The 13,558-nt window shown below is 42.0% G+C and carries 15 protein-coding genes and 1 pseudogene; 7 read left to right on the forward strand and 9 right to left on the reverse strand.

Annotation, left to right across the window (positions count from 1 at the left end; genetic code table 11):
- Window positions 1-74: 74 nt before the first annotated feature.
- Window positions 75-1,349 carry a peptidoglycan DD-metalloendopeptidase family protein gene (locus BM739_RS09680; RefSeq protein WP_076540048.1) on the forward strand — a complete coding sequence of 425 codons (1,275 nt, stop codon included), beginning with the start codon at window positions 75-77 and terminating at the stop codon, window positions 1,347-1,349.
- Window positions 1,350-1,409: 60 nt separating this feature from the next.
- On the opposite strand, the gene BM739_RS20005 is transcribed toward BM739_RS09680, so the two are convergent.
- The 4 genes from BM739_RS20005 to BM739_RS09700 form a co-directional block, all read right to left on the reverse strand.
- On the reverse strand, window positions 1,410-1,844 hold the full coding sequence (locus BM739_RS20005) for an HNH endonuclease (protein WP_083698118.1): 435 nt from the start codon (window positions 1,842-1,844) through the stop codon (window positions 1,410-1,412).
- 41 nt (window positions 1,845-1,885) lie between these two features.
- Complete coding sequence (locus BM739_RS09690; protein WP_076540051.1) at window positions 1,886-2,569, reverse strand: M48 family metallopeptidase; 684 nt, start codon at window positions 2,567-2,569, stop codon at window positions 1,886-1,888.
- 101 nt (window positions 2,570-2,670) lie between these two features.
- Entirely contained in the window at window positions 2,671-3,108 is a 438-nt protein-coding gene (locus BM739_RS09695) for a DUF3010 family protein (protein WP_076540053.1), read from the reverse strand.
- Between the two features lie 78 nt (window positions 3,109-3,186).
- The gene (locus tag BM739_RS09700) at window positions 3,187-4,554 is read right to left on the reverse strand and encodes a DEAD/DEAH box helicase (protein ID WP_076540055.1); all 1,368 of its coding nucleotides are present in this window, start codon (window positions 4,552-4,554) and stop codon (window positions 3,187-3,189) included.
- Between the two features lie 118 nt (window positions 4,555-4,672).
- On the opposite strand from BM739_RS09700, the gene rssA reads away from it, so the two are divergent.
- From rssA to BM739_RS09730, 6 genes are all read left to right on the forward strand, one after another.
- On the forward strand, window positions 4,673-5,647 hold the full coding sequence (gene rssA / locus BM739_RS09705; RefSeq protein ID WP_076540057.1) for a patatin-like phospholipase RssA: 975 nt from the start codon (window positions 4,673-4,675) through the stop codon (window positions 5,645-5,647).
- A 443-nt stretch (window positions 5,648-6,090) separates the two neighbouring features.
- A complete protein-coding gene (gene nrdD, locus BM739_RS09710; RefSeq protein WP_076540059.1) occupies window positions 6,091-8,211 on the forward strand; it encodes an anaerobic ribonucleoside-triphosphate reductase in 2,121 nt (706 codons plus the stop codon).
- Window positions 8,212-8,362: 151 nt separating this feature from the next.
- A complete protein-coding gene (gene nrdG / locus BM739_RS09715; RefSeq protein WP_076540060.1) occupies window positions 8,363-8,836 on the forward strand; it encodes an anaerobic ribonucleoside-triphosphate reductase-activating protein in 474 nt (157 codons plus the stop codon).
- 139 nt (window positions 8,837-8,975) lie between these two features.
- Entirely contained in the window at window positions 8,976-9,332 is a 357-nt protein-coding gene (locus tag BM739_RS09720) for a YibL family ribosome-associated protein (protein WP_076540062.1), read from the forward strand.
- Between the two features lie 86 nt (window positions 9,333-9,418).
- Window positions 9,419-10,033 carry a GTP cyclohydrolase II gene (gene ribA / locus BM739_RS09725; RefSeq protein ID WP_076540064.1) on the forward strand — a complete coding sequence of 205 codons (615 nt, stop codon included), beginning with the start codon at window positions 9,419-9,421 and terminating at the stop codon, window positions 10,031-10,033.
- 28 nt (window positions 10,034-10,061) lie between these two features.
- Window positions 10,062-10,928, forward strand: coding sequence for a hypothetical protein (locus tag BM739_RS09730; RefSeq protein WP_076540066.1), 867 nt, complete (start codon window positions 10,062-10,064; stop codon window positions 10,926-10,928).
- 118 nt (window positions 10,929-11,046) lie between these two features.
- On the opposite strand, the gene BM739_RS09735 is transcribed toward BM739_RS09730, so the two are convergent.
- The 5 genes and pseudogenes from BM739_RS09735 to BM739_RS09755 form a co-directional block, all read right to left on the reverse strand.
- Complete coding sequence (locus BM739_RS09735; RefSeq protein ID WP_076540068.1) at window positions 11,047-11,397, reverse strand: VF530 family DNA-binding protein; 351 nt, start codon at window positions 11,395-11,397, stop codon at window positions 11,047-11,049.
- Between the two features lie 114 nt (window positions 11,398-11,511).
- A complete protein-coding gene (locus BM739_RS09740) occupies window positions 11,512-12,177 on the reverse strand; it encodes an AAA family ATPase (RefSeq protein ID WP_076540070.1) in 666 nt (221 codons plus the stop codon).
- 53 nt (window positions 12,178-12,230) lie between these two features.
- Window positions 12,231-12,533: a PilZ domain-containing protein gene (locus BM739_RS09745; RefSeq protein WP_076540072.1), complete on the reverse strand. Its 303-nt coding sequence runs from the start codon at window positions 12,531-12,533 to the stop codon at window positions 12,231-12,233.
- Window positions 12,534-12,680: 147 nt separating this feature from the next.
- Window positions 12,681-13,088 carry a phosphate-starvation-inducible protein PsiE gene (locus tag BM739_RS09750; protein WP_076540074.1) on the reverse strand — a complete coding sequence of 136 codons (408 nt, stop codon included), beginning with the start codon at window positions 13,086-13,088 and terminating at the stop codon, window positions 12,681-12,683.
- A gap of 192 nt (window positions 13,089-13,280) precedes the next feature.
- Window positions 13,281-13,558, reverse strand: a pseudogene (locus BM739_RS09755) (IS4 family transposase); the annotation flags it as partial.

Genomic DNA, 13,558 nt, shown 5'->3' on the forward strand with positions numbered 1-13,558 from the left:
TGCTTAAGTATACATTCTTTTCTACGTATATTAATACGTGCAGTAGGGCGGACACGAGATTGCTTTCAGCTCAAATGGATAAGCTACAAACGCTGGTTGCTAAAGCGCAAAACTTACCCACATTACATCGAAAATTATTGCTAGCAAGCGTGTTTATTGTCGCGGCGGCATTACTGTGGCCAACTCCGCAAGAATTTGCCTCACAGCGGATCCCCGTAGCCCTTGATATCGAAGCCTTGATCCCACAGGTAGCCAATTATACTCCTGTTGAAATTAGTGAGCCGGTTGCGCCGACTTTTGAACGTGTTATTGAGCAGGGTGACACCTTAAGTCAGTTATTTGAAATAGCCGGTATTGGTCAACAGACCATGTATAAGGTGCTTGAAGCTGATTTAAATGTACTGGCATTAGATACATTATCGCCGGGTAATCGAATTCGATTTTGGCAAGACGAACAGCAAAACCTAACCCAACTAGAGCTGTATTTTAATCCTGCTTACCAAGTGGTATTTAGCCGTTTTGACGATGGCAGTTACGAGGTTAACGAGGTCAATATAGAAGGCATTTGGCAAAACCGTATTATTAGCGGTGAAATCAATGGCTCATTTTATTTATCGGCCCAGCGCTCAGGTTTAAGTGCCGCGCAAATACAAACCATAGAAACGTTACTTTCAAGTAAGCTTAAATTTTCACGTGATTTGCGTGCAGGTGATAAATTTTCAGTATTAATGAATGATCAATTTATTGAAGGCGTATCCACCGGTGCTAGCAAATTAGAAGCCGTGCGTATTGAAACCAAAGGTAGAAATATTAGCGCTTTTCAAAATGTGGATGGTAATTTTTATGATGACAAAGGCCAAGGCTTAGCCAGTGCATTTCAGCGAGTACCGCTAGAAAGGCAGTATCGTTTATCTTCGCATTTCAATCCGACCCGTAAGCATCCTGTTACTGGTCGAGTCTCGCCACATAACGGTACTGACTTTGCCACACCTACTGGCACCAGAGTGGTAGCGCCGGGGGATGGTGTGGTGTCAATGGTCACTAATCATCGCTTTGCAGGCAAGTATATTGTGATTGAACATGACAATAATGTCAGAACTCGCTACTTACATATGTCGAAGTTCTTGGTCAGAAAAGGCCAGCGAGTTAAACGCGGGCAGGTGATTGGCTTATCAGGCAGTACAGGTCGGGTGACGGGACCACATTTACACTATGAGTTTCATGTTAATGGTCGCCCAGTTAACCCAATGAAGGTGAGTATCATTGAAGCCTCGGTATTGCCTAAAAAGCAAATGAACGCCTTTAAGCAACTGGTGAAAACCAAACAAATGATGATGGATTTAGGTTAACCCATTTAATCTTTTTATCGTTAAATTAAAACCACTTTCAATACGTTTGAAAGTGGTTTTTTATTTGCGCCATTTGGTTTCTGAGCGATTTGATTTACCAAGGTTACATTTATCGCACAACACTTGTAGGTTATCGATATCGAGCGCAAGTTCAGGGTATTTTGAGCGAGGTTTGATGTGGTCAACGTGCATGACTGCGCCATGTTGTGGGCTAGCGCCGCAGCACTGACAAACTGAGCCGTACTTTTCAAACGCGTTTAGACGCAGGCTTAACCATTTTTGAGATGAATAAAAAGATACTGATTTGGGTTCTTCAAATGGGATTAACTCCCAATCATTAAATTCGCATGGCGCCAGTTCGGGTCCCATCAAACCCACCGAAAAGCCTTTAAGTTGATTATCCTTAAGCCAGTTACGAATGGCTTTCATGGCTGCTTTTTCGGTTTTATATTTTCGAGTACGACGATTGTCGCCCCTAAAGCTTGCTACATACATTAATACCCTCCTAAGAAAATAGCGTTATTAATATCTTAAGCTTAATAAGGGGCTTTTCCTAGCTCAATGCAGGTCAGTAATAAGCGTAAGTCAAATTCCAGCTGGTGGTAATCGCTGGTCATATATTCGCACAGTTGATAAAAAGCTTTGCTGTGATCTTTTTCTTTAAGATGGGCTAATTCGTGCACCACCACCATCCGCAGTAGTGGCTCAGGCACATGGCGTAGTCGTGATGAAATTCGAATTTCATTCTTGGCTTTGACCTTACTTCCCTGTACGCGACTAGCGTAGGTATGTAGGCCTAAGGCTTGATGACTGAGGGTAATTTTGTCGTCAAAAACCACTTTAGAAAGCGGCGCAGACTGTTTTAAAAATTGCTGCTTAAACACCATGGTGTAGTCATAAAGCGCTTTATCAGTGCGTATATCGTGCACACTTGGGTAACGCTTTAATAGCACGGCAGCTAAGCTGTCATTGGCGATATAGCCTTTGACTTGCTCGATGGTTTGGGCTGAATAACCGGCAATGTATTTAAGCTGGGCTGATTGCTGTTTTTTGGCCTTAACCTCATCAATGGTTACCAGGCTTGCTAGGGCTTTCTTAGCCGCCAGTTTAGTCGCTGCAGCTTGATTAACCGCTTTTACCGTCATTTGCGGCGGCGCACTTGGTCTGACTTTTTTTGATGTAACAGGAGTGGAAAATGAGGCGGATTTTCTTGAATTCATAGGGATATTTATTGCTTACTTTAAGCTTGTCAGTAAGCTGCTTTTACCCACAAACAGGCAATAAAGCAGCTTACTCACAAGAAAATCTAATTCAAACTGAGTTAGATTTTGCCATACATGTGGCGGTTTTGCTGAGCATATGCTGCTTCAAAAGCAGGTAATTGCACACGTTTAAGCTCAAGAGTATCAAGATCGGTTTGTGGCGGATTACGCTTTAGCTCTTCTTTGATAATCACAGGGCTAATAATCGCTACTGGTAATTCAGTAATTTGAATTGCCGCTTCAAGCTTAAAGCTGGTAGCAGAGCCAGAGAACTTGCCTTTTTGTTCACGTTCAATAATCACGATTTCATCAACTTTGTAATCTTCCATTAATTTATGGAAAGCAAAATGAAATTCACGAATTGATTCTGTTTCAACAGATTTTGAAATGCTGAACGAGATTTGACGACATTCCGGTACGTTGAATGACTCTTTCTCATAATTTAATAAACTGATGATGGCTTCGCCACCTTTTAATTCTACACCACAAATCTTCATGTTATACCTTACTTAGAGCGAGTTTATTTGGCATGTTGTTGAGCTGTGCTAAACATGTTCATGCTGTCAAAATTACGGTTATTCTTCGTCGCTGACAATTGAATCGTCAGTTTCGATAATTTTTGCTGGTTTTGCTTTACGGCGCATTGGTGCATCGCCAATATCAACACCGGTGGCAAAACGCTTGTCGCGTTTAGGCGCCGCTTTTGGCTTCTTGCTAGCGACACGCTTGGCATTACCTGTATTGGCATCTGCTGATTTTGCATTGGCGCTTGATGCCTTAGGCTTGTCTCTTAAGCCTTTAAATTTAGCTTCAAGGCCTGGGATAGTTGAGAAGTCAAAGTTCTTACGTAAGAACACTTGTACTTTCTTAAAGCTATCCCAGTCTTTTGGGCCTACTAATGAAATTGCATCGCCTTTAGCGCCTGCGCGGCCAGTACGGCCAATACGGTGTACGTATTCTTCAGCAAACTTTGGCATATCAAAGTTAATCACTAATGACACATTTAATAAGTCTAACCCGCGCGAAGCAACATCTGTGGTGACCAAAATCTTTTGTTGCCCGCGGCTGAATTTGTCCATAATTTGGTTACGTGCAGACTGGCTTAAGTCACCACTGAGCGCAGCGGTTTCTAGCCCTTCTGCAGCCAATAGTTTGGCGAGTCTGTCAGTGTCTGAGCGCGTGGCAGTAAAAATAATCACTTGCTTGTGCTGTTCAGTTTTAAGTATGTGCTGCAATAGAGCTTGTTTGTGATCAAGGTGGTCAACTAAAAAGACGCGCTGAACAATATCTTTATGTTCGGCATGTGATGCGCCAATAGATACATGACTAGGGGTCTTTAATAATGTTGCGGCGATATCATTGATGTCGTCATGATCTAATGTCGCTGAAAACATCAAGGTTTGTCTGCGCTTATGATCTGCTGCGTCATTAATGGCTTTAAGTTGCGGTGCAAAACCAAGATCCAACATGCGGTCGGCTTCATCAAGTACCAGTAACTCTAAGCCATTTAAGTATAAGTGGCGCTGCTGAAGGTGATCGGCAATACGTCCAGGGGTTGCCACAATAAAGTGTGGATCACGAGACAGCGATTTTGCTTGATCGTTAAAGTTCTCGCCACCTAAAATACTAATGGCTTTATATTGGGTATTGGCAACCAGTAAACGTAACTGACCATAGACTTGCTGAGCAAGTTCACGGGTTGGCAATAAAATCAGAACGCGAGGGTCTTTTTTAGAGAGGGCCCTAGTCGATATTACCCGCTGCAGAGCAGGTAATAAAAACGCCAGGGTTTTACCTGAACCGGTTTTAGATGATGCCATTAAATCTTTACCCGCTAGGGCAATTGGCAGGGCTTGCTGCTGAATTTCTGTTGGCTCAGAAATGCCCATATGCTTTAGACTGTCTAGTAAGCGTTTATCTAAAGAAAAATCGGTAAATAACAAAGGTAAATCCCCTAAAAAATGATAGCCAGATATTATAACGTGTAAGCGGCTTGATAGCCAACAGCTTAAGCGTAAGATAAGCTGCTAAGGTGTGCAAAAATGGTTAAGGGTTGGGTAAATGTCTAAGGCTTCAAAAGAAAATAAATCATCACTTCGTGTCGGGATCGCCCTCGGTAGTGGCGCGGCTAAGGGCTGGGCTCATATTGGGGTGATTCAAGAGCTGGCTGCCATGGGGATCCACCCTGAAAAAATTGCTGGCTGCTCTGTTGGGGCTCTGGTGGGCGCAGCCTATGCTAATGATCATTTAGCAGAGTTACATGAGTGGGTGAGCGGCTTTTCTAGTTGGGACGTTTTAGGGTTAATGGACTTAAGCTGGCGCAAAGGTGGCTTGATCAGTGGCGAAAAAGTATTTGACGTTTTAGCTGGTCGAATAGGCGATCTAAAAATAGAGCAATTACAAAAGCCGTTTGCGGCAGTGGCGACCGATTTATATTCTGGCCAAGAAATTTGGTTCAAAGAAGGCGACTTACGTCATGCGGTAAGAGCCTCGTGTTCAATGCCGGGCTTTTTACCCCCAGTGCAATTGCATGATCGCTGGTTAGTGGATGGCGCAGTGGTAAACCCTGTGCCAGTGTCAATGTGCCGCACCATGGATGTTGATGTCGTGATTGCGGTGGACTTAAATGGTCACCGCCGGAACAGTATGCATATGTTGCCTCAGCAAATGACCAGCTGTGCGCCCACAGAAATTGAAAAGCAACTCGTCGACAAAGAGCCTGAGTCGGCATTTATGGATTTACTAGGTAAAGGCAAAGAATATATTAATAGTTTTTCAGAAAAGTTTTCCACAGGCACAAAATCTCACCCTGGGATGATAGCGGTGATGTCGCAATCGATGGATATTTTAGAGCAGCGCCATAAACGCGCCAGATTAATGGGCGATCCACCGGATGTGTGTTTAGTGCCGCAACTTGCTGATATCGGCACCATGGAGTTTCATCGCGCCGATGAAGCCATAGAAGCAGGCCGTCAATCTGTGCGCCAATCAGCGCATTTAATTAATGCAGCCCTGGGTATTACCCCAAAAGGTTAACGCCATGCTTTAGTCATTAGTGATTTTTAACGGTTGAAATCACCTTGTTTAAGCATCAAAATACCAGTGTTCATCTGCGATAACTATTTGTATAAGCCTACGATAACTATTTGTATAAACCTACGATAACTATTTGTATAAACCTGTGATAAATAGTCGTATAAATCTGCAATTAGTCAGTGTAAATCTGTAATAAATAGCAGCCTATTTATAGGCGTTTCGCCGCTCAGTAGCTGCTTTTTATAAGCTGGTCAAGTTCAACTTTTCTAAATAGTGTTGAGCTTGGCAGTAATTTTTTTCATTTTGTTCCCCTTCATCAAAACATGATCTAGATCATGGATTTTTAGTGCCTATTATTGCCTAATGCACCATATATTGTGTTTGTTGATAATTACGTGTGGATATATAGTGTTTATATCCTGTGCATAAAAGGAGTAAAAGTAATGCCTGTAGTAATTAAAAGGGACGGTTGTCGTACTCTATTTGATGAGTCGCGAATTAAGGATGCCATTGTTGCAGCAATGGAAACTGCTACAGGTAGTGCTGATGAAGACTATGCTTCAACAGTCGCTTGTGTCATTAGAGATCAAGTTGCTAACAATGAAGAAGTAGAGATCCATCATCTACAAGCTTTAGTTGAAAACTTATTAATGGAAGGCCCTCATAAAGAGGTTGCGCGTCATTATATTGAGTATCGTCACGACCGTGACATTTGCCGTGAAGCCAAAAGTAAATTGAACTGCGAAATTCGTGGTTTGGTTGAACAAAGCGACGCGTCAATTTTAAATGAAAATGCCAATAAAGACGCTAAAGTTATTCCAACGCAACGTGATTTACTTGCGGGCATCGTGGCGAAACATTATGCCAAGTCGCATCTACTGCCAAAAGATATTGTTGCTGCACATGAGTCAGGTCAACTGCATTATCACGACTTAGACTATGCTCCATTCTTCCCAATGTTTAACTGCATGCTAATTGATTTAGCTGGCATGTTAACCCATGGCTTTAAAATGGGTAATGCTGAAATTGATACTCCTAAATCAATTTCAACTGCGACTGCTGTAACTGCGCAAATTATTGCCCAAGTGGCTAGCCATATCTATGGCGGCACCACTATTAACCGCATTGATGAAGTATTAGCTGAGTTCGTTCAAAAGAGCTATCAAAAGCAGTTGGTTATTGGTAAAGAGTGGGGCGTAGCGGATGTTGAAGCCTTCGCCATGGCACAAACTGAAAAAGAGTGTTACGACGCATTCCAGTCTTTAGAATATGAAGTAAATACCCTTCATACCGCCAATGGCCAAACGCCATTCGTGACCTTTGGTTTTGGCTTGGGCTCGTGCTGGGAAGCGCGTTTAATTCAAAAGTCGATTCTTAAAGTACGTATGGCAGGTCTAGGTAAAAACCGTAAAACAGCGGTATTCCCAAAACTGGTTTTTGCTATTCGTGATGGCCTAAATCATAAAGCTGCTGATGCTAACTACGATGTGAAGAAGTTAGCATTAGAGTGCGCCACTATGCGCATGTATCCCGATATCCTTAACTATGAGCAAGTTGAACGCGTTACCGGTTCATTTAAGACCCCAATGGGTTGTCGTTCATTCTTAGGGACTTATGAAGAAAATGGCGAGTTAATTCATGAAGGGCGTAACAACTTAGGTGTTGTTAGCTTGAACTTACCTAGAATTGCCATTGAAGCCAAGGGCGACGAAACCGCTTTCTTTGCCTTATTAGAACAGAGAATGACACTCGCTCGTAAAGCACTCGACACCCGTATTGCCCGCTTAGTAGGTGTAAAAGCGCGTGTTGCACCAATCCTATATATGGAAGGTGCTTGTGGTGTGCGTTTAAATGCCGATGATGATGTGTCTGAAATCTTTAAAAATGGTCGCGCGTCAATTTCATTAGGCTACATTGGCTTACATGAAACCATTAATGCACTTTATGGTACTGATGAGCACGTGTTTGATAGCGAACTGTTACGCACTAAAGCCATTGAAATTATCTCAGTGATGAAGCGCGCAACTGAAGCGTGGAAACAAGAAACAGGTTATGGCTTTAGCCTATACAGCACCCCAAGTGAAAACTTATGTAGTCGTTTCTGCCAGCTAGATGCCAAAGAGTTTGGTGTAGTTGCAGGGGTTACTGATAAAGGTTACTACACTAACAGTTTCCATTTAGACGTCGAAAAGAAAGTTAATCCATACGATAAAATTGAGTTTGAATTACCGTACCCAGAAATCACCAATGGTGGCTTTATTTGTTACGGTGAGTTCCCGAACATGCAGCACAACATTGAAGCATTAGAAAACGTCTGGGATTACAGTTACACCAGAGTGCCTTATTACGGCACTAATACCCCAATCGATGAATGCTATGACTGTGGTTACGTTGGTGAGTTTAACTGTACCAGTAAAGGTTTTGTGTGCCCTAAGTGTGGTAACCATGAGCCAAGCCGCGTGTCGGTAACCCGTCGTGTATGTGGTTATCTAGGCAGCCCTGATGCAAGACCATTTAACTATGGTAAGCAAGAAGAAGTTAAGCGCCGCGTTAAGCATTTATAAATAGCTTATTCATGAAGTTAGCAAAGCTAATTCCGTGATTAAACCAACAAGGCGCATTAAGCGCCTTGTTTTGGTTTTGCTGTGGCTTAGTGAGGCAAATAGGTTTACAGCGTGAGTGTTTACGCAACAATGAGCAGTAAGAGAAGTGATTATGAATTACCATCAGTATTTTCCTGTCGATGTGATCAACGGCCCTGGTACCCGTGTGACCTTGTTTGTTTCAGGTTGTGAGCATCAATGCCGTGGTTGTTATAATCAGTCTACTTGGGATCCTCGTTCAGGCCATGAATTTAGCCAAATGATGGAAGATCAGATTATTGCTGATTTAAATGATACTCGTATCAAGCGCCGTGGTTTATCACTTTCTGGTGGCGATCCATTATTCCCTGCCAATCTCGACAGCATTTTGTCTTTGGTTAAACGGGTAAAACAACAATGCCCAGATAAAGACATTTGGCTATGGAGTGGCTACAAGCTCGATCAAATGTCCCTCAAACAACTGCAAGTATTAGACTATGTAGATGTATTAGTGGATGGCAAGTTCGAGCAAGATTTAGCCGATCCCAGTTTGAAGTGGCGTGGTAGCAGTAATCAAATTATTCATGATTTGGTTCAAATAGATTAACCATAAGCTGCTGTGGATAATGTGTTTCGTCTAACGAACTGTTATACTTCGCCTCCGTAAACGTGTTGGATTGATACAAGTGCTGTGTTTGAGCATGTTATTGTGTCAGTGGCACAATGTTGAAATTTAAGGTAACACAATGAATTTAAAAGAAGAACTGCAAGCATTAAACGATAAAGCAGAAAAGTTTCGCCGTAAACTTGCTGCTGCACAAGCCCGTGAAGATAAAGCGGTTATCATGCAGTTTAAAAAAGAGATCGCGACAGTAACAAAACGTATTGCAAGTTTAAAAAATCAGCAATCACGTCAATTAAACAAAGCCGGTAAAGATGTAAAAGAACTAAAATTTAGTCGTGTGCTGACCAAAGCGGAACAAGCAGACATGGGTAAATTAAAGAAATCAGTTAAAGGATTAGTTGTTGTACATCCAATGACTGCGCTTGGCCGCGAAATGAATATTAAAGCAGTAACTGGTTTTGCCCCAGCAAAATTCTAATCCAGTTTATCCCTATTAGTTATGACGTAAGTCAGTTGCATGGATGATGAGACTCATAAATTGAGTGTTGTCTGAAAGGTTGGTCAATGTCGATTAAATATATCGCCACTTCTAAGTTACCTACGCCTTGGGGCGTATTTGCAATGCATGGTTTTGAAGATACCGAAACCGGTAAAGAACATGTTGCGCTAACGTTTGGTGAACTCAATGCCAATGAGCCAATGTTAGGCCGTATTCACTCTGAATGTTTAACCGGTGATGCCTTGTTTAGTTTGCGTTGTGATTGTGGTTTTCAGTTGCAAACTGCAATGCAAAATATTGCTGAATTAGGCCAAGGCTTTATTCTTTATTTAAGACAAGAAGGTCGTGGCATTGGTTTACTGAATAAAATTCGCGCCTATGAACTGCAAGATCAAGGTGCCAATACCGTTGAAGCTAACGAACGTTTAGGTTTTGAAGCTGATATGCGTAAGTACGATATGATTGAACCTATGTTGGCTCAAATTGGTGTTAGCAAAGTGAAGTTAATGACCAATAATCCACGTAAAGTGAAAGCCATGCAGGCTGTTGGCATTGAAGTGAGTGAAAGAGTTCCTTTGCAAGTGGGCAAAAACCGTTACAATGAAGCATATTTAAAAACCAAATCAACCGAGTTAGGTCATATGATGACAGAACACCATTTTATTGATGACAATAAATAACGGTTGACGAAATAGCGTAGATTAAATCATGTTTCTGAGTTGGTTTACTGGTTTTAAAGCAAATCAATATCCATTATATAAAAGCGCTGCAATAGCTATTGCAGCGCTTTTTGTTGTTCAACCTTGTCAGGCTGAATTTGATGCTGATAACCCCGATCTTTCCCATTACGCTTTTGCAAATTATATTGGTAGTGGTATTTATCGCGCCTCGGGCCAGAGCGCTGCAGTGGCCAATATTCCCTTCGCATTTGATATTGAAGAGGCCGATGATCACCTGCTGACTCTAAGGCTGCCAGTTTCATTGGGCTTTTTTAATTATTCATTTCGTGATTTACCTGAAGGTGAATTACCCGATGGGGTTGGCACTATGACCATAACCCCGGGGATTGAGTACAAATGGTTTTATGACGAGCAGCTCACCCTAGAAACCTATTTAGATTTGGGCTACGGGCATAACTTTTCAAATTCCAGCAATGTGGGGATTTTCTCTACAGGGTTTTCAGCGTTATATGAACTGGCACAACCCAAATATAACCCGGTGTGGGTGAATCGAATTTATTATGCTGGTTATAAAAGCAGTATCAATGACCGCTCTGATGGCTATTCTGTGTTGCAGTCAGGCATTGATTTTGGCCTAAATCAACGCTGGGATTGGGGCGAGTATACTGTTGAGCCGCGCTTGTTTGTAGCGGGGCGCTGGTATTTCGATAAACTTAAGTTTGTTACTCCAGTGCAAGAAAATGTGCTTACCCAATATTCCTATGAAGTGGGGGTGACATTAGCCTTATCTAAACCATTAGGTTGGGGATGGTTTAGTACCGACCGCTTTGGAATGAGTTATCAAACTGACGGTGAGTTACAGGTATGGCGATTAATTTTTGAATTCCCGATGTAGTTTTATCGGTTAAAAAAAGCCTGATGGTTTAATTAAACCATCAGGCTTTTTTTGTGCTATTTAGCGAATAAACAAGTAATGAGACGTTTGTTTCAGAGCGCTTGCTTATCAACGGCGTTTATTTGCCCCAAATATCAGCGTTAACACCAGCAGTGCTTTTATTACTTTGGGTTGTGGCCGCAGGTTTGCTACCCGAGCTTTGATGAGTCTTTGTCGTTGATTTTGCTGCATCATAAACTTTAGGTGCGGGCAAAGGCAGCTTGTTGGTTTTTAGCCACAAGTATTCAACTTTATCACGAGCCCATTCGGTTTTTCTTAAAAACTTGAGGCTGGATTTAACACTTGGATTGTCTTGAAAACAGCGAATATTAATGCGGCTGCCTAATTCTTCCCAGCCATACTTTTCTACTAATTCAGTGACAATAGTTTCTAATTTAATTCCATGAAGAGGATTGTTTGCTTGAGTCATGTACGCAGCTTAATTTACCAATTTGCCGACATTATAACATTGGCTTGCTGATGACGTTAGTGCTGAAATGTTTCAGTGCTAAGTTAACCACACTGAAACTTCAGCACATCAGGACTAAAACTCGAAGCTATTATCTGGCGGAATGGCAAAAAGCTCTTCGGCGATGGCGCGAATTTCTAATGCAGCTTTGCCTTCAGGGTCAATCTCAAGCACTGATGAGCCACTTTCTTCGCTGTCATCATATATATTACGGTTGAAGGTAATGGCATTAAGCGCTTTTAAGCCAAATGATTGCACCACTTCCTTGGCCTCTAAAATACGCTTAAATTGCGATGGCAGAGCAGGGCATTGACTGACGACTATGGCAGCCACCATTTTAGGGTTGACCATTTTACAGGTGCTTAGCATGTCTTCCATGTGTGGAAGCGTTTTTAAATCACGTCTTTTGGGTCTAAGGGGAATGAGTACATAAGTGGCAACTGACATGGCTGCGCGCATGGCAAGGTTGTCTTGACCACCGCAATCGACAATGACGTATTCAAAGCGCTCATTAAGACTGAGTAAGTCATTGCGGATTTTGCCATATAATTGAATGCAATTAATGGGTTTTAAACTGGGGTGTTCATTTCTGGCTTGGATCCAATCAGAAGTGGTTTTTTGCGGGTCACAATCAACCATCAATACACTGGCATTGAAGGTTTCGGTTACATATACAGCGAGGTTTTGCGCTAAACAACTTTTGCCACTGCCACCTTTTTCGCCGCCGACTAATATAATCATAGCATCACCTTAATGTTAAAAATTGCTGTTGATATTGCGCTGTGTTAACGCGTTTAAAGCAACTGCATGGCAATATGGTAACTTTGTGGATTTGACTCAAGGCAACGACATACTTGGCCTTTGATGGTATTTTGTTTGTCAGTGTTATGGTTGAAGGTGACGGCGATTAAATCGCCTAAGGCAAACGGCGATTTATAGTCGATTAAAATGCCTTTGCGGGCTAAATCGATACAAATACCCACATCTTCTTGGGGCTGGCCATTAGCGTCAATCCAATGCAATAACACTCGCTCGGCTTCCATATCGACTCTTAAAGAAGCTCTTTTCTCTTCAAACCCTATAGGCTCATTTGACATAACCTTATCGCTCCCTGTTTGCTTAATCCGTCATAAGTATTAGTCACTATTAATGATAGTAATCAACATCGTTAAAAAAAGCGATAAGTTAGTCACTTATCGCTTTATTTGTTGATATAAATTAACAAAGGTGTCGGCTCTGTGAGCTTAGTCGAAATCTTTGCTTTTGGGGTAGGGCAGTTTCAGTTGCCCCCAGCGAATGACAATCACGGTTGCTGCTAGCACAATCGTTGACACCGAAATCGCCAGTATGCGCCAGTCATCCATGTCTTTCATATCAAGAATTAAGTAACGGGCCAGTGCCACAATAGCAATATATAATGGCATGCGGATAGGTAACTTACCTGACTCGAGGTAATTGACCACCATGGCTAAGACTTCAAGATAAATGAAGAGTAGTAGCAAATCGGCAAGTTCTACGGTTCTAATGTCGAACATATGCATCACCTCTTCGCCAATGGCAAAGACGGTCGCAAGAGAAATAATGAAAAGAACGATATGTTCGACGCCTTTAAGGCTTTTAACACCTATTTGGCGGAGTATAGGGAGTGGCATGATTATTACATCTCTTATTATAAATTTGATTGATAATTCAGTATATTCTGCTAGGTGGAATAATACTGAGTGATCTAGTTCAAATAATATAAATTTATCCCAATATCATCACTTTTTTGCAGTGCTTTGAAGGCTAAAGAACAGCAGATACAAAAAAGCCGCCATAAAAGGCTAATGCCGTTCGGATAAGCATTACTGTTTAAACCTAAGTGGATAGCGGCTAGGTATATAAAGCACTGAACGTGGATACGTTCGGTGCTTTCTTTTATCAGGCAAGATAAAGTGTTTTATATCGGCACGCATTTGCTTCAATTTAGCGGGCAACTTTCCATCAGGTGATAGAGCCTGCCACCTCAATTGGGTATCTATCAGACTTATTGCTGCCGTAAAACTAATTCGAGTGGGTGCAACCTCTGCCTCTTTTGCTATCGCCACCATCTCTAAACGGACGAGATTATAAGCGGTAAGCA

The sequence above is a fragment of the Shewanella sp. UCD-KL21 genome, from assembly GCF_001957135.1.
In the GTDB taxonomy this organism is placed as follows: Bacteria; Pseudomonadota; Gammaproteobacteria; order Enterobacterales; family Shewanellaceae; genus Shewanella.